General features: G+C 62.4%; 12 protein-coding genes, 1 pseudogene and 1 riboswitch. Of the genes and pseudogenes, 7 read left to right on the top strand and 6 right to left on the bottom strand.

Annotated features, from left to right (window positions below):
* Positions 1-7 precede the first annotated feature (7 nt).
* On the bottom strand, positions 8-1,267 hold the full coding sequence (locus A5625_RS01330) for a PPE family protein (RefSeq protein ID WP_066988582.1): 1,260 nt from the start codon (positions 1,265-1,267) through the stop codon (positions 8-10).
* Between the two features lie 10 nt (positions 1,268-1,277).
* Entirely contained in the window at positions 1,278-1,589 is a 312-nt protein-coding gene (locus A5625_RS01325; protein WP_066988581.1) for a PE domain-containing protein, read from the bottom strand.
* 536 nt (positions 1,590-2,125) lie between these two features.
* A riboswitch (M-box (ykoK) riboswitch) is annotated at positions 2,126-2,303 on the top strand.
* 601 nt (positions 2,304-2,904) lie between these two features.
* Between A5625_RS01325 and A5625_RS27860 the strand changes: the two genes are divergently transcribed.
* Together A5625_RS27860 and A5625_RS01315 are read left to right on the top strand one after the other, a co-directional pair.
* Positions 2,905-4,152: a PPE family protein gene (locus A5625_RS27860; protein WP_082984190.1), complete on the top strand. Its 1,248-nt coding sequence runs from the start codon at positions 2,905-2,907 to the stop codon at positions 4,150-4,152.
* A gap of 1,522 nt (positions 4,153-5,674) precedes the next feature.
* Positions 5,675-6,579: pseudogene (locus A5625_RS01315) on the top strand (sulfotransferase family protein).
* Between the two features lie 863 nt (positions 6,580-7,442).
* On the opposite strand, the gene A5625_RS01310 reads toward A5625_RS01315, so the two are convergent.
* Both A5625_RS01310 and A5625_RS01305 read right to left on the bottom strand, forming a co-directional pair.
* Positions 7,443-8,636 (bottom strand): PPE family protein, encoded by a 1,194-nt coding sequence (locus A5625_RS01310; RefSeq protein WP_066988579.1) that lies wholly within the window; start codon positions 8,634-8,636, stop codon positions 7,443-7,445.
* An 87-nt stretch (positions 8,637-8,723) separates the two neighbouring features.
* Positions 8,724-9,593, bottom strand: coding sequence for a PE domain-containing protein (locus A5625_RS01305; protein WP_066988578.1), 870 nt, complete (start codon positions 9,591-9,593; stop codon positions 8,724-8,726).
* Between the two features lie 739 nt (positions 9,594-10,332).
* Here A5625_RS01305 and A5625_RS29825 point away from each other — a divergent pair.
* The 3 genes from A5625_RS29825 to A5625_RS01295 all read left to right on the top strand — a co-directional run bounded on the left by A5625_RS29825 (position 10,333) and on the right by A5625_RS01295 (position 12,680).
* Complete coding sequence (locus A5625_RS29825) at positions 10,333-10,521, top strand: hypothetical protein (protein WP_156747807.1); 189 nt, start codon at positions 10,333-10,335, stop codon at positions 10,519-10,521.
* On the top strand, positions 10,518-10,937 hold the full coding sequence (locus A5625_RS01300; protein ID WP_232003320.1) for a hypothetical protein: 420 nt from the start codon (positions 10,518-10,520) through the stop codon (positions 10,935-10,937). Before A5625_RS29825 ends, A5625_RS01300 begins: the two co-directional genes overlap by 4 nt.
* 156 nt (positions 10,938-11,093) lie before the next feature.
* Positions 11,094-12,680 carry an FAD-dependent monooxygenase gene (locus A5625_RS01295; protein ID WP_066988576.1) on the top strand — a complete coding sequence of 529 codons (1,587 nt, stop codon included), beginning with the start codon at positions 11,094-11,096 and terminating at the stop codon, positions 12,678-12,680.
* Between the two features lie 167 nt (positions 12,681-12,847).
* On the opposite strand, the gene A5625_RS01290 is transcribed toward A5625_RS01295, so the two are convergent.
* Positions 12,848-13,789 (bottom strand): CdaR family transcriptional regulator, encoded by a 942-nt coding sequence (locus A5625_RS01290; protein ID WP_197515913.1) that lies wholly within the window; start codon positions 13,787-13,789, stop codon positions 12,848-12,850.
* On the opposite strand from A5625_RS01290, the gene A5625_RS29435 reads away from it, so the two are divergent.
* Together A5625_RS29435 and A5625_RS01285 are read left to right on the top strand one after the other, a co-directional pair.
* Complete coding sequence (locus tag A5625_RS29435) at positions 13,772-14,062, top strand: hypothetical protein (protein WP_197515912.1); 291 nt, start codon at positions 13,772-13,774, stop codon at positions 14,060-14,062. The two genes, A5625_RS01290 and A5625_RS29435, sit on opposite strands and share 18 nt — an antisense overlap.
* 132 nt (positions 14,063-14,194) lie before the next feature.
* Positions 14,195-17,695, top strand: a complete 3,501-nt coding sequence (locus A5625_RS01285; RefSeq protein ID WP_066988574.1) for an indolepyruvate ferredoxin oxidoreductase family protein — start codon at positions 14,195-14,197, stop codon at positions 17,693-17,695.
* Positions 17,696-18,266: 571 nt separating this feature from the next.
* On the opposite strand, the gene A5625_RS01280 is transcribed toward A5625_RS01285, so the two are convergent.
* Positions 18,267-18,941 (bottom strand): aldehyde dehydrogenase family protein (locus A5625_RS01280; protein ID WP_156747805.1); only part of this gene is annotated, 675 nt, incomplete at its 5' end.

Raw genomic sequence — 18,941 nt, 5'->3', positions numbered from 1 at the left:
AGCGGTGCTATCCGCCGAAAGGGGGACGGGCCATCACGGTGAGGCGCACGCCGTAGCGGGGTCCGCGACCGCCAGTTTCGGTACCGGCGCCGGCAAGTGGTAAGCCGCCGAGTAGATTTCCAGCTCCGTTGGCTTCGGGGGCAGCACTGACGGTGCTGACTGGCACGGCATGGCTGATCGCCGGTGTCGCGCCCGTGCCTGCCCAGACTGGCGGCACCGACAGCGGCCCAACCGCGGTGGCGTTGCCCAACGCCGCCGCGACGTGAGCACCGCCGCCCAACATTCCTCCCAGCCCGCCCAGGCCGGGCAGTGCTTTGGCCGCGCCGGCGGTAGCATTGCCGATCAACCCCATCGACTTCGCGATCTGCACACCACTGTTGGCCATGCCCACACTGAAGTACGGCAACCCCTCGGTGTTGTAGAACAATCCCGCATAAGGGCTGTAGCCGCTGATCAGCGAGCCAAGATTCGTCGGCAAGCTGGTCTGTCCGGTCAACAGATACCAAACATTGGCGAGCGGGTTTGACGACGAGCTGCTTGACGAGCTGCTCGATGTCGTACTCGATGACGAACTGCTCTGCGTCGCGTTCGACGTTGAGCTCGACGAGCCAGCTGAGGACGCTGACGACGCGAGGCTTTGCAGGGTGTTCGGCACCTGCGACATGGTGGATTGGGCGTTGCCGGCCGACGTCCCCGTCGCCGAGGTGACCGCGGAGCTTTGGGTCGCTTGGGCGCTCGAGTTGGTCGTCTCTGGCGCATCACTGAATGCCGTCACTTGGGTCGCCGACGAGGACTGCCCTGCATAGGTGTACATCGCGCTGGAGCTCTGGGCCCACATCTCGCCGTACTCGGCCTCGTTGGAGGCGATGGCGCCGGTGTTTTGCCCTAAGACGTTTGTCGACACCAGCTGGGTCAACTGGGCGCGGTTGGCCGCCACTTGCGCCGGGTGCGTTACCGAGGACAGCGCGGTCTCATAGGCCGCCGCGGCCGCCGTGGCTTGGTTGGCGGCTTCCTCGGCCTGTGAGGCGGTGGTGTTCATCCACTCCACGTACGGACTGACCGCATCGGCCATTGCCGTTGAGGCCGACCCCAGCCATTCCTCGCTGGACAATTGGGTCACCGCACTCTGGTAGCCCAGAGCCGCCGAGTTCAACTCGGCGGCAAGCGTATTCCACGCCGAGGCAGCGGTGGTCAGCGATGTCGCACCTGGCCCCGCATACAGTCGTGCGGAGTTGACTTCCGGTGATAGCGCACCGTAATCCACCATGGCGCGGCCCCTAACTGGCTTCGGGTTCGGCTTTGGCCAGGTTGGCCACCACGGCGGGCGCTTCTACAGCCACAGTGGCCCCTAAGACACGCGCCAGGATGTCAAGCGCAACCACGGCTTGCCCGTATACCGCATGGAGTCTTGCGCTCTGGGCGTTGAGATGTGCTGCTGTTACAGCGGATATCACGTCTCCGGCAGCGGGCGCGACTCCCATCGTCGGGGCTGCCGCGGCCGCATAACGGGCTGCCAATGCCGAATTAGTTCCCTGCAAATTGCTCACCGCCGCCACCAACTCCGATAGCTGCGTCGCCTCGAACGACATGTCGCCTCCTCAATGATCACTAGTCGCACTGATGCCAGGACCGTATGAGGCGAATCTGAAGTTGAACTGAAAAACCCAGTGCAGCAGCATGTTTTAACCTGGTGTTTCCCTATAACCGCAGCAGCAGGCTCAGAATCGCGCTGAAAAAAACTCACCACCAGGGCACCGGGGCGCGTGCAGCAAGACAGCCGCGATGACTTCCAACCGCAACGAGGACCGACTAACCCAGCGCCCCTAGGGCTCACTCGCCGTCGCCATTTGTCATACCCACCGACTGAACCCGCGAGGGTTGCCCGAGGCGGCATCAACTGGTTGGCATCACAGCTAGATCCGGTCCGTATCGTCGGACTCGTATGCGCGCGACCATGTTTCGCTGATGGCCGTTCCGATCAGTGTGAGTAGCCGCGCCGCACGTCCGTGGGTCCGCGCCGAGGCTGCAGATGGGCGCTTCCAGTCAGCAGCTCGCGCGGTATCGAAATCTGTTTTCCCGCCGCATAGTTGACTATTGCTCCATCCTGGTGCAACTATTGCCGACGCAAGCACCTCGCTAGGTGAGGCGTCTATACGGACAAAGGCCACTGACCCCGAACGTCGAAAGACGCCCCCGGTCAGGACAGCTCTTCCCGGGCTAAGGGTTGAGCCTAAGTGGCTTTCGGTCGCAGTGAGGGCCGAATACGCCGTGTCGTGCCAAAGCTCTGACGAAAGGGGTCGCGGCCCGCTGATGCGCCGAGTCGTTTCTTCCCCGTCTACGCGATAGATCGGCGACCCCGTGCGCCCCGGCTGTAAGGAGGTGAGGGAAGTGAGTCCAGCTGATAGACCCTGTCCGAGACCCGGAATCATTTCACCCCGAGCCGGCCGCTGTTGGTTTTAGCGACTGAATCGCGCTGCGCCACTTCGAGACACACGCGTACCTCCCGTCGTGCGTGTGCATCGATGTATACCCCGACACCTTAATCGGGAGCTCACTTGCTCTGCGTAAGGAGATGTCCAATGTTTTGCACGCACACGCAGCCAAAGATGCTGACCGCAACAACACAGCGTCAATGGCACCTTACCGTCGCGACGGCCGCCGCATCGAAGGCTCGCTCGACCAGCCTGTTGACCGGTGCCCTTCGCGCTCGCGATGGCACGTTATTCTGCGTTACTGCAACGCGTTTCCCGCCTGCATCCGGCGCGGCAAACCGCGGGAAGACGCATCACATCGGTGAGGTGGGCGACGCTGCACTGAGCGCCTGCGGCCTGGGCACCTTCGCCGATTCACCCACGACCACCGAAACGCGTACCGCGGCCGCCAGCTGTCGAGGTCGAGGGAGCCATGATGGTTGACTACGGTGCGCTGCCGCCTGAAATCAACTCTGCTCGCATGTATGCCGGCGCAGGATCAGCCTCGCTGGTAGCTGCAGCGAATAGCTGGGAGGGTTTGGCCACTGAACTGCGCGCGCAGGCGACCTCCTACAGTTCGATCATCTCAGGACTAGGCACCGATCAATGGCGCGGTGCCGCGTCGACATCGATGGCCACTTCCGCGGCGACTTATGTGGCCTGGATGAACACCGCCGCCACACAGGCCGAGCAGACGGCCAGCCAAGCCACCGCGGCCGCGGCGGCCTATGAGGCGGCGTTTTCTATGACGGTGCCCCCAACTGTGGTTACGACCAATCGTTCCCAGCTGGCGTTGCTCGTCGCCACCAACCTTCTCGGGCAAAACACGCCGGCGATAGCGACTAACGAGGCTGAGTACGCCGAAATGTGGGCCCAAGACAGTGCAGCGATGTACAACTATGCCGGTACGTCGGCCACGGCCACCCAACTGACGCTGTTTACCGAGCCCCCTCAGAACACCACCGCCGCCGGCCTCAGTAACCAAGCCCAGTCGGTGAGCCAAGCAACAGGTACCTCCACCGCAACGAGCACGCAGTCGACGCTATCCCAGGTGGTTTCCACAGTCCCCAGCACGCTGCAGGGGCTGGCCTCACCTGCCTCGTCTGCTAGTTCGTCCGCGTCATCGAAGGCCACCCTAGCGTCATCGTCATCGTCATCGTCATCGTCATCGTCGTCGGCGTCCTCGCTTCTCTCCGAACTCTGGGACGATTGGGGCCCCGATGCCAATATCTGGAACACGATTTTCTCGTCCGGGTTCTACATGCCGGGCAACTATCTGGGGACTGCCGCTGACTTCATGGGCCAAAGCCAACAGGCGGCGGCCGGAGGCTCGAGTGCAGCTGCAAGTGAGGGACTCGGCTCTGCGGCCACAACCACGCTCACGGGCGCGGGGTGGAGCGCGCCGGCTGGGTGGGGCAATGAGATCTCTGCAGCACTGGGTCGAGCCGCATCGATCGGCCCGTTGTCGGTGCCACCCAGCGTGATTGACGCCGGCACGAGCACTCCGATCGCATCAGCGTTGACAGCTAGCCCAGCCAGCACCCAACCGGCGCTTACGGCCGGGATGCCGGGGATGCCCGGGATACCGATCACCAACGTGCCCGCACATAGTGTGATGAGCACGCCGCCCAAATATGGATTCCGGCCCACCGTGGTGGCACGTCCACCGGCCGCCGGCTAACAATCGGCATGGCACTCACCAGTTTAACCGCAGCGCTGTCAGTCAGTACGGCATCTGGCTGGCGCGCGGACTTCGCTCAGCGCTGGTGCGCGCCCTTGCTACTGCGGCCCTTGGGGCGGTACCCACTTCGCTCTGAATTATCCTCAGCGGTATCGGATTGGAGGCCCAAGTCGCGTCTTCCGCTCACAGCCTGGCGCGCGCTGCGCACTAGTGGGCGTTTGTGAGCTAAGGCTTGGCCATAACAATTCCGTTGCGCCCTATCAGGGTTGTGGCCATTGCGGGTGGTGAGGTCGTGGTTGTCGCTCGTGGCCAGGATCCACATGGTTCAGTGGTTCGTGGGCTGCCGAGTTCTTCACACAGGACGACACCGTGCGGATCGATGCGTATTTCGCAGGCCGAACCTAGGTTTCAGGACGGTCGACGCAGCCCACACGGTCGGCGGCCTCAGCTGCCGACAACTCCTGGTTAAGCAGGATCTGCAACTCGTCAGGACTGAATGTGGGTTCGGCGTCCCAGGGCGCGTGATCCAACCGGTTTCACTAAAGCCGGAAAATAGTTGGTCGCACATGACTGTCCTCACGAAAGAGCAAGCGGCAGTGGAAATCCCGGTGGCCTGCAACACAGATACCCGTTTCCCGGGCTGTTCGTGGGCGCCGTCGCCCTGTCTCAATGACTGCCTGTGCTGATAGTACCGGCGTCCGCCTCGGACCGCAGCCTTCCGGCCGTGCTGAGACAGGGTCGATCGGTTCTTGCAACGCAGCGCTTGCAGACGTTTCAGGCGGCGTTTGTCGGACCGGTCTTGACTTCAGGTATTGGTCGGGCAGTAAGCGATGAAGGGCCGCGATCGGGATATCTGCTGAGATTTATTGGCGTGTCGGCAGCCGCTACAGTGTCAACAACCTCGCCGGTATCGCTTCCATGATCGGCTCTGACCGTCGGTCAACATCACAAACATGGCTGTGCTCCTACCCTTCAACACGCTCTCGTAGACTCCACCGCGCGCGCTGCCTCCAGGTGGAATTCAGATTCGCTTCCTACCCTAAGCCCACACTGCAACGGTCTATTGCCATGCGAAGGGAAGCGATGCGATGGGCGAAAGCCAACCGCTAGGCCAGGCACACGCTGTCATACCCGACATCCAGCTCGGCCCGTTGGTCGTTGCGCTCGCCGGCCAAGCAGCTTGTCACACCTCAATGATTTCGGAGCGGTGGGCAACTGCTCTCAGCCCGGTCTAGCGGGCGCTGTTCTTTCACCCGCCAGCCACGCCGCTCGATACATTCTGCTCGGACACTTGCGGCAGAGCATTTCCATTCGCTACTGCCGCCCTCACCGGAAATACCCAAACACCGCCAGCACCATCGGATTTGAGATGGACGCAGCGACGGCATGCGGTGATCATCCGGCCAGATCACGGTGCGCCCGAGCGCGACCTGCTGACCTCGCACGCGAACACGGTGTGCGCGTGACTGTGTTTGACCAGCGCGGGCCAACCGCGCGCCCGGTCGACGTAATTGTGTTGGGCATGCGCCGGTCCGGAACGTCAGCGCTTACCCGGCTGCTCTCGCTGTGTGGCGCTAGCCTGCCGGCGGGAATGTTGGGTAGCGACGCCACGAATCCCCTTGGCTATCGGGAACCACGGGCATCTCTTCTTCTCAACGGCGCGATCCTCTACCGCCACGGCAGTGCCTGGTTCGACCCGTCGCTGCGCGTACTCGAAGAGGGCGCGTTTGACGCCGAAGTGACGGCTGCCTGCATGGCCGAGATGGAAGCTTTTCTTGAGAAGACCTCATCCGCACCGCTTGTCGTTATTAACGATCTGAATATTGTTGTGCTGTCGGACATGTGGTTCGAGGCTGCGCGTGCGGTCGGATTCGATGTTGCTGCCGTGATGGCAGTGCGCTATCCACAAGATGTTATCGCCTCGCTTACCGCGGCAACTGGCCCTCAGCAGAACTGACAAGTGCCCTATGGCCAAAAGCGAATCTGTTGGCCGAAAGGCACACGCGTGGCGTACCGCGTGTGTTCGTCGACTACGCCAACGTCCGTGACGACTGGCGCCGCGAGGTGAGCCGGATCTCTGCGGCACTTGGCACTGATCTCAGCGCCCAGGACGACAACGCTATCAACGGGTTTCTCAAGCCAACGCTTCGCCGCCAGCGGTATCGCGGGCCGGCGGCAGACCCCTTCGGGGCGGATTGGGTTCCCGCGGTGTACGACACGCTATGCGCGGCCCCGCAAGATGAGGCATGGGATGCGGCTGTACTAGACGGCGGCGCCTATCAGGCAAGTGAGCGCGCTTCCGGACGGCCTTGAAGATTTCCGAAACAAATTCAACAGTCCGTCTTTCCGGTTCCTGCGCCCATCTATCATGAGGCCGATCCTGGGGGTGTCGCGATGGCGCGCCGGCGAAGAGACACATGGGCATGAAGGATCCTGCGCCTTCAGCGGGTGCTGCGGACAGCGCGAAAGGGCTTCCTTCCTTGACAGGGAAATCGTCCGAGGAATCCTGCGTTGGTTCGGCGAGTTTCTCAAACGCCCTTACGCGCGGTATACCGTGTCGGGACTCTGCGATCGCACGTCGGTGCAAGACTGGATCTGCGAACGCTGGGTGTGAACGGATCTGATGAACAACACACGCAGGTCAGCGCCACAGCCTGAGCTGCGCTGCATCAGCAGCTTACCCGGACGAAATCGATGATGGCCGATGCTGTTTCGGGCGCTGCCGACGATCTCGGAAGATCGCGACGACTACGCCAACTATTGCAGCTTTGCAAGCGCGTGTACCGCGGTGCATTGATTATTGCTTCCTGCCGACGGCGCCCGTTGCGGCCGCGTCGTGCTATGCGCATGGATCTGTGGGAGTTGGCCGGACGTTGGCAATCGCGCGCTTCGGACCTGGAGTACTGGGGCGACAAAACCACCGCGGACCAGGTCCGCCGCTGCGTAGGCGACCTGGTCGCCGTGATCTCGTCGCGAATTCGATGACAAAACTGTGAAACTACCTCACCTCATAGGAACGCCGCCAGCGCAGATGCTGAAGCTGGCGTCGAAGCCGATAGCGACCGCGCAGGAATGTCAACGTCGCTGCCGGCGCGGCGCAGAGGTTAGGGCAAATCGACAATTGCAGCGCCGCTATGCAAATGACGATATTGCAGGCGAAAGGCCGTTAACCACACCTGTTCCAATGTCACGCCGTCCCTGTGCCACCGCTGGCTGCCAGAGAAGGTCTAAATTCCGGCCCACGTCGGATCGAGGGTATGCTACCAGCGCACTCCTGCTGTGTTCCCCTTCTAAACGCCTATGCGTTTGGGCATCACGATCGGCTTGAAGCCGTACCTGGGCCCGCTGCCGTAGGCGCCGGCGCCCTTCGCTGCGGCCGCCATTGCGGGCATGCCGGGCATCGCGGTGACCGACTCGGTGGCCTCAGAGCCGACGGTCCAGCCTGAGCCCTCGATTGGGGCGGTGGCCGAAGCCGCCGCCGCCGCGGGGGCGGCCGACGACCAGCTGGCCGGTACCGAAAGCCCGCCGACCGCCGATGCTTCGCCGAGGCTCGCCGCGGCCGCCGCGCCCAGGGCCCCTGTCGGCGTTACCGCGCCCACCACGGTGCCCTCGGCGATACCGGCCGCGCCGGCGGGCATCACGTCGCTGACCGCAGCTGCCGGAGCAGCGGCGGACAGGGTGTGCCCGAGTGAGACCGCCGTCGGGATGGTGTTCATCACGAACCAGGCCGCGGTATTCACTCCGCCGTTGATGCTGTTCTCGACGAAGCCGGTTCCCAGCAAGTCGTTGAGCGCGGACAATAAGGATGTGCCAGAACTTGAACTGGTGCTTGCTGAATTGCTTACTGACGACAGTGAGTCGGAGAGGTTAGACAGCGTCGTGTTCAGCGTCGAGGTCGTCGAATTGCTGGCCGTGGCTGAGGAGACCGCAGAAGCTTGAGCGCCGATCGCGCTGCTATTGGTGGTTTCAGTCGGTGACGTCAGTCCTGATAACTGGGTAGAGGCCGAGGATGCGGCGGCATAGGTGTACATGGCGGTGGCGTCTTGCGCCCACATTTCCGCGTACTGCGCCTCGGTGGCCGCGATCGCTGCGGTGTTGATCCCTAAAACGTTGGTTGCCACGAGCGCCGCTAGCTGACTGCGGTTGGCTTCGACTACGGTCGGGGGCACCGTCGCTGAAAACGCTGCTTCGTAGGCCGCCGCCGAACTAGTGGCTTGGGAGGCCGCCTCTTGCAACTGCGCAGAGGTGGTATTCAGCCAAGCAATGTAGGGTTCAGCCGCTGCGGCCATCGCCGACGACGATTGCCCTAACCAGTCCGAGCCAGTCAGTTGCGCGATCACCGACTGGTAAGAGGCCGCGGTAGAGTCCAACTCCGCGCTCAGGCCACTAAACGTCGTCGCTGCGGCCATCAGCGGGCCCGCCCCAGAACCTGCATACATACGTGCGGAATTGACTTCGGGAGGAAGCGCACCCCACTCAGGCATTTCTGATCCCATCCTTTCGCATATATCCAATTAAGTTGACATGCATTGCGTTTCGGCACCAAGACGCGCCTTGACTGCTATGGACAGTTAGACGATTGGTTGCTTGCGCATAACAAGGGGCTTAACACCGTAGCGTGGGGCGCCGAGTCCGGCGCTGCTACGAGCCGCCATCCCTGGCATTCCCGGCACGACCATCTGCGCACCGGCCTGCGGTGGAGCAGCGGTCCAGCCGACAGTCTCTACGGCGGTGGCAGGGCTGCCGGTCACCGGGGCGACACCCGCCCAGTTCGGTGGCACCGATAACTTGTTGGCCACCATGGTCGCCTGACCCATCGCCGCCGCCGGCATTACACCCATGCCGGGGGCGGCCGGGGTGTTTGAGGCCGCCAGGTCCGCAGCGCCCGCCGCCGCAGCCGCATCACCGGTGTCAGAAGCAGCGGCCGGCAGCAGACCTCCACCAGCCATACCGAGCAGATCGGAGCAGGCCGACATCCAGTTACCAGCACCAATATTGAGGATGTTGGAGAAGCTGCTGGAAAGCCCCGTAGCGCTATCGTCGCCGAGAAAATTCGCCAAATCTTCGATCAGCCCAGCCAGCCCGCCGCTGCTGCTGGTCGCGCTGCTCGCCGCACTCGACGTCGCTCCGCTGAGGCTCGAGGCGGCGGTGCCAACCTGGTTGGCGGCCTCGGTCTCGCTGTAGGAGCTCGACGAGGTCCCCAGCATGCTTGCAAATTGTTGGTGAATGGCGCTGGCCTCAGCGCTAACCGACTGGTAAAGCTGCCCGTAGGTGGAGAAGATCCCTGCCGTCAGCGCCGAGACCTCATCAGATGCTGCGGGAGCCAGCGCCGTAGTAGATCCTGAGGCAGCCGAGCTCTCAGCAGTGAATGAGTTGCCGATACCCTCTAACTGGGCCGCCGCTGCGGCAATCGCTTCGGGCATCGTGGTCAGATACGACATCTGTCCTCCTCATGAGTTCTTCCGGTTCAGAGCATGCAATCCAATTTCACGACGGTGGATCGCTACTAGGTGTGGGCGAACGGTAGGACGCGGTTCTGAAACCAACATGAAGACATCGGGCACCGATGTCGCCGACAGTGTCGACCTTTAGGACGAGGACGAGAGTCTTTGGCGCCTTGGTGGATTGGTGTCCGTCGAATGCCACACCCCTACCGTGCGGGCCAACTGCCACGCGGAGACGTTATCCGCAGAAGCGGGAAAACTGCAGGTACGCAACGCATATCGGTCTAAGGCCGCCGCGCTGGGCGGCCTGACTGTTCGCCACTGGTGCGTCGAGCTACATCTCAATCTTTCTTGCATGCCAACAACCGCCGCGCCCTGGCTCGGTCGTCAGATTCGATCCCCTAGGACCGGGTGCAAACGTCATACGAATGTCACAACTCTCAGTTGACGGTCACTTGGATGTCACAAGCGTCAACTGCACTGTCATGTGTCGATCGAAGCCCAGCGAAGGTGCTGCACAGAGTCTTTCGGCTAGTCCGCGAGGAACCGCGACGTCGATCGCGGGGGTTATTTTAGATATCAGTGACTTGCGCGACTGCCGCAGACCGCGTCTACAGTCGTCTTTGACACCGCTCTTCGGCACGGGTATCAAGGTGCTTGGCATCAAGCTTCTTGATACCTGGTCGCGGTGGTCGACAGACCGTCGCCGCATGACGAAAGGGATATGCAATGTCTGATGAAGGATTCTCTGCCGACCCCGGTTTCGGTGGTGTCTCCGGTTTTGGTGGGCCAGACTTCAGTAATGTGCCCGGTTTCGGTGGCGGCCCTGGTTTTGGTGGGCCAGGGCATGCTGGCTTTGGGCCTGGGGCCGTGGGTCATGGTCCGGCTGCGGGCTTTAAGCGGGCCGCGTTCGGTACTGCGGTGATCCTGCTCGAGGGCCCGGCGAGCGCCACGCAGATCCTCGAACGGGTCAATGAGGCGACCGGAGGTGCACTGAACCCGCCAGAACACATCGTAGAACTGGCTATCGGTCTGCTTGCCGCACGGGGTTTCGTGTCGATCGACGACGGTGTGGCCACGCCGACGGAACTTGGCCGCAGTGTGCTGGCCTGGCGGGGCGTGACCAGCGAATCAGCGGCGGTATTCCTGAAGCAGGCCGCACGGTTTGCGGAAGTATTCAAGCTCCGTACGGAGCTGTTCGAAGTCGCCGGTCTGGCCCGATCGATCGCATGGTCGGGCACCGAGGAGCAGAAGGCAACGCTGTCGCAGGTCCGCATCAAGGTCCTCGACGCGGTCAGCGAAGCCAAGAAAGAGCTGCACCTGGTTCTCGCTGAAAGTTAGAGCCCACTACCAAGGCCGGCGCGGTCGCAGGCTCGACCGCGCCGGTCACAGGCTTACACCACCACCGTAGTGGCTTACCGGCTGACGTCCTTCAGGTTTTCGAACTATGGCTGCGGAGCGTGTGAGCGAACGACATTGGAGAGAAAGGCAATTCGCATGACTGATGCACCCGTGGTGATCGCCGGGGGCGGACCGACCGGTTTGTTGTTGGCAAGCGAGCTTGCGCTGGCCGGGATCACACCGATCGTTCTCGACTCGTTACCTGGCCCCAATACAGAGCACCGCGCCAACGGCATCGGCGGTCCTGCGGTGCGCTTCCTCGACAACCGCGGACTCTACGAACAGCTGTCGGGTTCGGCGGGCCGCCCGTACACGTTGCCGCTAGGGATGTTTGGGGGGCTCATTTTCGGTCAGCCCGCGGAAACGTCATCGAACCAGTTCTACATGCTGCCCGTGCACCAACCACGCCTGACCCGCGCGCTGGCTGAGCACGCGGCCAGACTCGGGGCGAACCTGCGATGGGGCCACCGGCTGCGGGGATTCACCCAGGACGCCCAGGGTGTCACTGTCGAGGTCGACGGGCCAACCGGGCTGTACACCATCAACACTGAATACCTGGTGGGCGCCGATGGCGGGCGCAGCACGACCCGCAAACACGCCGAGATTGGTTTTCCCGGAATGTCGTCCAACGACTCGGTGTCTCGTATGGGGCGCGGGCTGAGGCCACCACCGGAGTGGACACACTCCGCGACAAGTGAGCTGGACATTCCCGGCTACGGGCCGATGCCGGCGGTGCCGTTTCTGAGGACTGAGGCGGGGATTTTCATGTGGTTCCACCTTCGTGGGCAATCAATGGTCGGGACACTGGAACTGGCGCCGGCGGCAGATGATGTTCGGGGCAGCAGTGATCATCCCGGATTCGGCGACCCGCTCACCATCACCGAACTTGAAGACAGCATCCGACGCGTCCTGGGCGTGGAAGTTCCACTGCAACCCATAGACCCCGACAGCGAGCCCGTGCTGCGGCGCTTCGATGGAATCAATTCCCGCATCGCCGAGCACTACCGGCGCGGGCGTGTGCTGCTGGCCGGCGACGCTGCCCACGTTCATTCGCCTATCGGCGGCCCAGGGTTGAACCTGTGCCTCCAAGATGCAGCCAACCTCGGCTGGAAACTGGCCAACGTCGTGCACGGCCGGGTCGAAGCCACGGTGCTCGACACCTACGATGCCGAGCGCAGGCCCGCGGCCCAAAACGTGATCACCCACAGCCGTGCGCAACTGGCTCTCCTGCGTCCGGGCCCGGAAATCACGGCTCTGCGCGAAATTCTCGGTGGACTGCTGCGCCTGCCTGCCGTGGCCGAGGACCTCATGGTCACCTTGTCCGGTACTGCCGTCCGCTATCCGACTCAATCTGATGACCATCCTGCTGTCGGGTATTGGATGCCGGACATCACCATTGATCTCCCGGCACACGGGCGGCAGCGCGTCGCACAACTCGCCCGCGACGGCCGGCCACTGCTCGTGGACTTCACCGATCGCAGCGTCTTCGCCGTTAGCCTCAACGACCGCGCCGGCCTCAACATAGTCGCGGGCAAACCGATCGAGCCGCTCAACTTCACCGCGGCATTGGTCCGTCCCGACGGCTACGTCTCCTGGGCATCATCGGAGGACGACCCGGCGGTGGGCGCCCTCAACCGCGCGTTGGCGACCTGGTTCGGCCTCTCGCCTGGATCGCACAATTGAGAGACGGATAAGCCGTATTACGGTCGTCGCGGCGAGAGCAAGCCGACGACGGACCGTGGCCGGGGTACCATTTCTCACCGTGGCCGTCGACCTGTTCAGCGCCGGCATACGACGCGCCGACGCCCAGATCCAGCGCGCTATTGGGGCGGATCCGCAACAACTAACAACTAAGCGTCCTTTTGGCTTTGAGCGCGCTCGGGAAGCGTTGCCGCGTCATTACCTGCCGGTACGACGGCAGGGGCATCGTGTGCCGCTTGGGACAATGATGCCACAGAATTGACGAGTCCTAGAAACGTGTCGAATCGCCAGCCGGTCAACGCTGACCAACGCTGGAGCCGGTATTTCACTGAGTTGGGATGGATGCCCAATTCTCGAGCGCAGGCGCTGATCGAAAAGCCGCTGGATGCGTAGGCGCGGACTGCATCCGCCAACCGGGGATTGCGCCGCGCAACTGATGTACCGACGGACAGGATGGCATCGAACCGTCGAGCGTGGGCTGCAACTGTGGCGGCAAGCCAATCTGTTTCGAAATTGATTTCGGCACCGGCGGATTGCGCATGCTTGAACGCGTCGGCCGCATCACGCAGACTCATTGCGGCTCCACCCAGACCCTGGCGCGCGACGCCGATCCCAAAAGGGCTGGCGGGTCGGCTGTCTCGAATTATCTGTAAAAGCGTGTCGGTAGGGACCCCCTGACTGATGGTGAAGGATTGATCTGCGTGGTTTCCGCAATGCCCGACACCGACTGAGGCGGCAAGTCTGGCGTTGAGTTCGTTGATGCCGTCGTTCGAGTCCGCCGCGCAACAAATCACGGTGAATTCGTCCTTTTCGAGCCGGTAACCCAGCCGCTCGGCGACGACCTCGGATTCACGGCCCAGCCGTCGGTCGATGAGTGCGTCGATCAGTTCTTGTCGCCACATCGTGCGGGCACCCTCGCTGACCATCGACTTTTCCGCGTGCGCGTCGGCGACAGCTGCGGATAGTCGGTGGATCCAACTCCACAGCAGGCCGACCTGACTGAGCGCATCGAGGCCACGATGGCGGTCTCGTGACCACCTGAGCAGCTCGTCCCACGTTTCGCGGAAGGCGATGTGATAGGCCTCGATCACCTCGGTCAGTGCAAGGCCTTCGATGGATCGCTGCCGGCCAATCTGGCGGGCGAATTGGATTTGCGCAGCGTTGGGGGTAGTGCGGCTCTGCAGGCCAGCGACGATGTCGCTGATCTGGCGGTGTACATCCGCGTTGTGTTCGGTGACGGCAACCCGGGCGTAGCCCGCGATCTCTACGCGGATCTGGCGCGCCACACGCTCCGCCAGGGCAGGAATGTCGAGGGAAAGGTCCGCGGGCCCGTTAATGGGTGGTTGCATTGCCTCAGCCTGTGAAATTCACGAAATTATTATGGGCGCCTTCGTGCTCTGCCCAATGATAGTGGCTCATTGGCGGTCCTAGCCTTAGTGGTTAGCGCAAAATTCGTCAGCCCCCGACGACGGCGTGCGCAAGGAAGGCAGTGAGTAGTGACAAGTGATGGTCTCCTCGCAGTCGAAGATCGCTTCGGCGGCATATCCGGGCGCGTGTATCTGACGGGTATCCAGGCGCTTGCCCGCCTGCCGATCGACTGTCGGCGCGTAGACACTCGAAGCGGTCTGAAGACCGCGGCCTTCATCTCCGGTTACGAGGGATCCCCACTGGCGGGATATGACCTTGAACTCGCTAAGCGCTCGGCCCTATTGAAAGAGCACGACATCGTGTTTAGCCCCGCCGTCAATGAAGAACTGGCGGCGACCTCGGTGCAGGGTTCCCAGCTAGCATCGGCGTCATCGCGTGCCACCGTCGACGGGGTGACCGGTTGGTGGTACGGAAAGTCGCCGGGACTGGATCGGGCCGCCGACGCGATTCGACACAACAACCTGATGGGCACCCACCCCGCCGGCGGTGTGGTCGCGCTGGTGGGCGATGACCCGGCCGCCAAGTCGTCGACCTCGCCCGGCTCATCGGATGCTCTGCTCGCCGACCTTGGCGTGCCCACCCTTTATCCCGCAGACATGCAAGATGTGCTCGACTTCGGTCAGCACGCGGTCGCGCTGTCCCGAGCGAGCGGATTATGGACCGCACTGAAGGTCGTCACGAATGTTGCGGATGCATCTGGAATCGCCAGAGTGGATCCGCAGCGCATCACGCCGGTCCGTCCGACTGTCGAATACCGCGGGAAGCCGTATCGGCATGCGGTCACCGCGCATGTTCTGCAGCCTGTACTCGATGAACTCGAGTTGACGCGTGAGACAGTGCGTCTAGAGTTGGCCCGCCGCTATTGCGTTGCGAACAACCTCAACGTGGTGGGTGGTCGCGGTGATAGTCGCATCGGTATCGTCGCCGCAGGCAAGACGTACGCCGACCTTGTGCAGGCACTGCAAATGATGGGCCTCAGCCAAGACGAGTTGGCGCGTCGTGGTGTCCGGTTGATGAAATTTGCGATGATATACCCACTTGACCGCCAAGAGATTACGGCGTTTGCGCGCGGTCTGCGCGAGGTCATCGTGGTGGAGGAAAAGCGCCCATTCCTGGAAGCTGCCCTCAAGGAAGTCCTCTATGGCGTGCCGGATGCCCCTCGCATCCTGGGAAAGCAGGACAGCGCCCCCGCCGAGGCCTTAGCCCGACACGGCGAACTCGACGCGGACAAGATTGCTGCGGCGTTAGCGACAACACTGCTCCGTTTGGGTGACTTCCCCTCGGTTGAAAGCTGGTCGGCAACAAGGAGACCCACTCGCACACCGATTGCACTGCCGTTGTTGTCCAGGACGCCCTACTTCTGCTCGGGATGCCCGCACAACAGATCCGCGAAGACGCCGGCGGGGGCTCAGGTGGGTGCCGGGATCGGTTGTCACGGCCTGGTTGTCGGGATGGACGCCCGAGAGTTCGGTGACGTCGTCGGACTGACGCAGATGGGCGGCGAGGGTGCGCAATGGATAGGTATGGCCCCCTTCGTCGTTGAGGAACACTTCATTCAAAACCTCGGCGATGGCACCTTCCACCACTCGGGCAGCCTGGCGATCCGCAACAGCGTCGCGGCGGGCGTGAACATTACCTACAAGCTGTTGCACAATTCTGCCGTTGCGATGACCGGCGGCCAACAACCCGCCGGAGAGCTGACCCTGTCTCAGCTCATCGCCGCGCTGCAAGCCGAGGGGGTCCGCGAGGTCCTCATCACTACTGATGATCCGCGTCGTCTGCGACCACTGGCTCGGCAGTACAAAGTTGGGGTTTGGCACCGAGACCGCCTGATGGAGGCCCAGGAACACTTGGGTGGGGTACCGGGTGTGACGGTACTCATCCACGATCAAGAGTGTGCCGCGGAGCTGCGGCGTAAACGGAAGCGGGGCCTGGCACCTGACCCGGTGGAGCGCGTCTTCATCAACGAGCGGGTCTGCGAAGGCTGCGGGGACTGCGGTCGCAAGTCCAACTGTCTGTCCGTTCAGCCGGTTGCAACGGAGTTTGGACGAAAAACGCGCATCGATCAGGCGTCATGTAACCGGGACTACTCCTGCCTCGACGGGGACTGTCCGGCGTTCATCTCAGTGGTGCCGGCCACGGAGCGACCGCGCACTGGCGCAAAACCCCGCGAGCACTTTCCCGAACCCACGCGCCGCCGATTCATTGACGGCCAGTACACGATTCGCCTCCTCGGGGTGGGCGGCACTGGTGTTGTGACACTGTCACAGCTGTTGAGTACGGCAGCCGCAGCGTGCGGTTTGAGCGTCCATACGCTCGATCAAACCGGGATGTCGCAGAAAGGGGGCGCAGTCGCATCTGATATCAAGTTCACCGAACAGCACCGCACGGTGGGCAGTAAGGCCGTCCGCGGCGAAGTCGACTTGGTGTTGGGCTGCGACCTTCTCGTGAGTGCCGCACCGGCCAATCTCGCGCTTCTGGATCCCAACCGTACGGTCGCGGCGATCTCGACCAGCGAATTGGCCACGGGGGCGATGGTGTCGGATCCGTCGGTCTTATTCCCCGAGCGCGACGAACTTATTGAACGCATCCGGGCGGCGACTGTGCGGCCGGGCGGGGTTTTTGTCGACGTTCGTCGCGTGACCACCGAGGTGTTCGAGGGCGATGAGCTTGCCAATGTCGTTCTTGCCGGTGCGGCCTACCAGGCCGGCTTCATCCCTATCACCGCGGCGGCGTTCGAGAAAGCGATCACTGCCAATCGCGTAAAAGTCGACGAAAACATTTCAGCTTTTCGTTGGGGGCGACAGATGGTTGCTTATCCGGAAACCGTTCCAGGACTCGATAATACCGATCCTGTCGTGCCTGCTGGCCTTCCCTCGCCGGAGGCTGCCAGGTCGATCTGTTCGGTCGTAAAGGCGCCGGAGGACTCGGAAGTGATGCAGCTTATAACGCGCCGCGTCAGCGACTTGATTGGCTATCAAAACGCCAGGTACGCCAAACGGTATGCTGATTTCGTTGAAACGGTCCGGTCAGCCGAACAGCAGTGCGGTATCCAATCGATGGAACTCACTGAATCCGTTGCGCGCTATCTTTACAAGCTGATGGCCTATAAGGACGAATACGAAGTCGCCCGGCTCAGTTTGGATTCCGGGCTGTCGCAACAAATCAGCGCCGAGTTCGGGCCGGGCGCACGGATCAAATACCGGTTGCATCCCCCGATGCTGCGTGCGCTAGGGATGAAGTCCAAAGTGTCACTTGGGTCATGGGTTAGACCGATTTTTGTGCTGCTCTATGCCGCGCGGCGATTGCGACACACCCCACTTGATCCTTTCGGGTATTTACGCATGCGCAAGACTGAGCGCGCGTTGATCGATGAATACCGGCGGTGCATGGAGGAAATTCTTCCCCACCTTTCGCCGTCGAACCACCCATACGCTGTGGCCTTGGCAGCCTTGCCGGATGTCATACGAGGGTATGAAGAGATCAAGATGCGCAACATCGAGACCTATCACGAGAATTTATTCCGCACGATCGGCGAGTTCCGTGCTGCACGCGCAGGGGTGGCCTGAATAGCGGTTGTCCGTCGCGCCTGCAAGTATTCTTCTTGTGTAGCGGTCTTTTTGACCTCGCGGCCCGCACCGATGGATTGACACGACGCTTATTGTCTGCGCTATGACAGGAGTGCGCGATCGTCACGCTGAGCCCTCACCGTGGTCACCGCGCGAGACTGAGTTCTTTCAACGGCCCCGGTCGCCGATCGTCGACCGCGGCCGTTCGACAAAGGGGCCGCCTTAATTCGTCACCGTCGTCTCCTTAGTCGTGTCGCCCTCCATTCGAGGGAACTATCTGGCGTGGCGAGGTGGCCAGCTGGGTCGCTTGTCGACGCGGTCGGTCGTGGGACCTGTGCCGTCGCAGCAATAGGAACGGCTGCACCCGCGGGCACCAACAACTTCAGCTCAGCCACTGCGACACAGCACGGCACCAGCAACTCCCGCCTGCGTCACCCAGGAGTCGGTCGATCACCATGGGCCACCTCATGTGTGGCGCTGTTGACTTTGCCGTCGGGCCGTTAGTGCAACGTGTCCGCGTTTCGACCGGGCCTCGCCGCCCGCTGGCGTACCGACGTGAATCATCGTCCGTTCACATCGCGTACTTTCGGCGGCCTGCTTGTATCGTCACCCAGCGAAGTTCGGTGAATTCCTCTATTGCCGCTCGGGATCCGAAGCGTCCAAAGCCGCTGTCGCCGACGCCGCCGAAGGGCATCTGTGCTTCGTCGTGCACAGTAGCCCCGTTGATGTGGCAGATGCCGGATCTGATGCGTTTGGCGATTTCGAGCGCGTGCGCGGCATCTGAGCTGAAGAGTGCGCTCGACAACCCGAACGGGGTGTCGTTGGCGATCTCAATAGCAGCTTCCTCAGAGTCAGCAGTGATGACCGAGGCGACGGGCCCAAACGATTCCTCGTGGTATATCCGCATTTTCGAAGTTACACCCGCTAGTACGGTGGGGGGGAAGTAGAGGCCTTCCCGTTGGCCGCCGGCGAGTACCTCAGCGCCGAGGTCCACCGCGTCTCGTATGAGGGATTCGACGTGGTGGCACGCGGTCTCGTGCACCATCGGGCCGATCTGGGTGGCGGGATCGTGGGGGTCGCCCACCACAAGTGATGCTGCGCGCGCGGCCAGCTTGCTGGTGAACTCGTCGCATAGCTGCGAGGCGACCACGATGCGCTCGGTCGACATGCAGATCTGCCCCTGGTTCATGAACGCACCGAAGACCGCGGCGTCGACGGCACCGTCGATGTCTGCGTCGCTAAGCAC

This window comes from Mycobacterium sp. 1465703.0 (genome assembly GCF_001672975.1).
Lineage (GTDB): Bacteria > Actinomycetota > Actinomycetes > Mycobacteriales > Mycobacteriaceae > Mycobacterium.
The sequence above is the reverse complement of the archived record's forward strand: the minus strand, read 5'-3'. Positions and strand labels throughout refer to the sequence as shown.

What these genes read in the sequence shown, in the direction of transcription:
- A5625_RS01310 (WP_066988579.1), bottom strand. Translation starts at nt 8,636, where the DNA reads ATGCCTGAGTGGGGTGCGCTTCCTCCCGAAGTCAATTCCGCACGTATG.
- A5625_RS01305 (WP_066988578.1), bottom strand. Translation starts at nt 9,593, where the DNA reads ATGTCGTATCTGACCACGATGCCCGAAGCGATTGCCGCAGCGGCGGCC.
- A5625_RS01325 (WP_066988581.1), bottom strand. Translation starts at nt 1,589, where the DNA reads ATGTCGTTCGAGGCGACGCAGCTATCGGAGTTGGTGGCGGCGGTGAGC.
- A5625_RS27860 (WP_082984190.1), top strand. Translation starts at nt 2,905, where the DNA reads ATGATGGTTGACTACGGTGCGCTGCCGCCTGAAATCAACTCTGCTCGC.
- A5625_RS29825 (WP_156747807.1), top strand. Translation starts at nt 10,333, where the DNA reads ATGAAGGATTCTCTGCCGACCCCGGTTTCGGTGGTGTCTCCGGTTTTG.
- A5625_RS01295 (WP_066988576.1), top strand. Translation starts at nt 11,094, where the DNA reads ATGACTGATGCACCCGTGGTGATCGCCGGGGGCGGACCGACCGGTTTG.
- A5625_RS01330 (WP_066988582.1), bottom strand. Translation starts at nt 1,267, where the DNA reads ATGGTGGATTACGGTGCGCTATCACCGGAAGTCAACTCCGCACGACTG.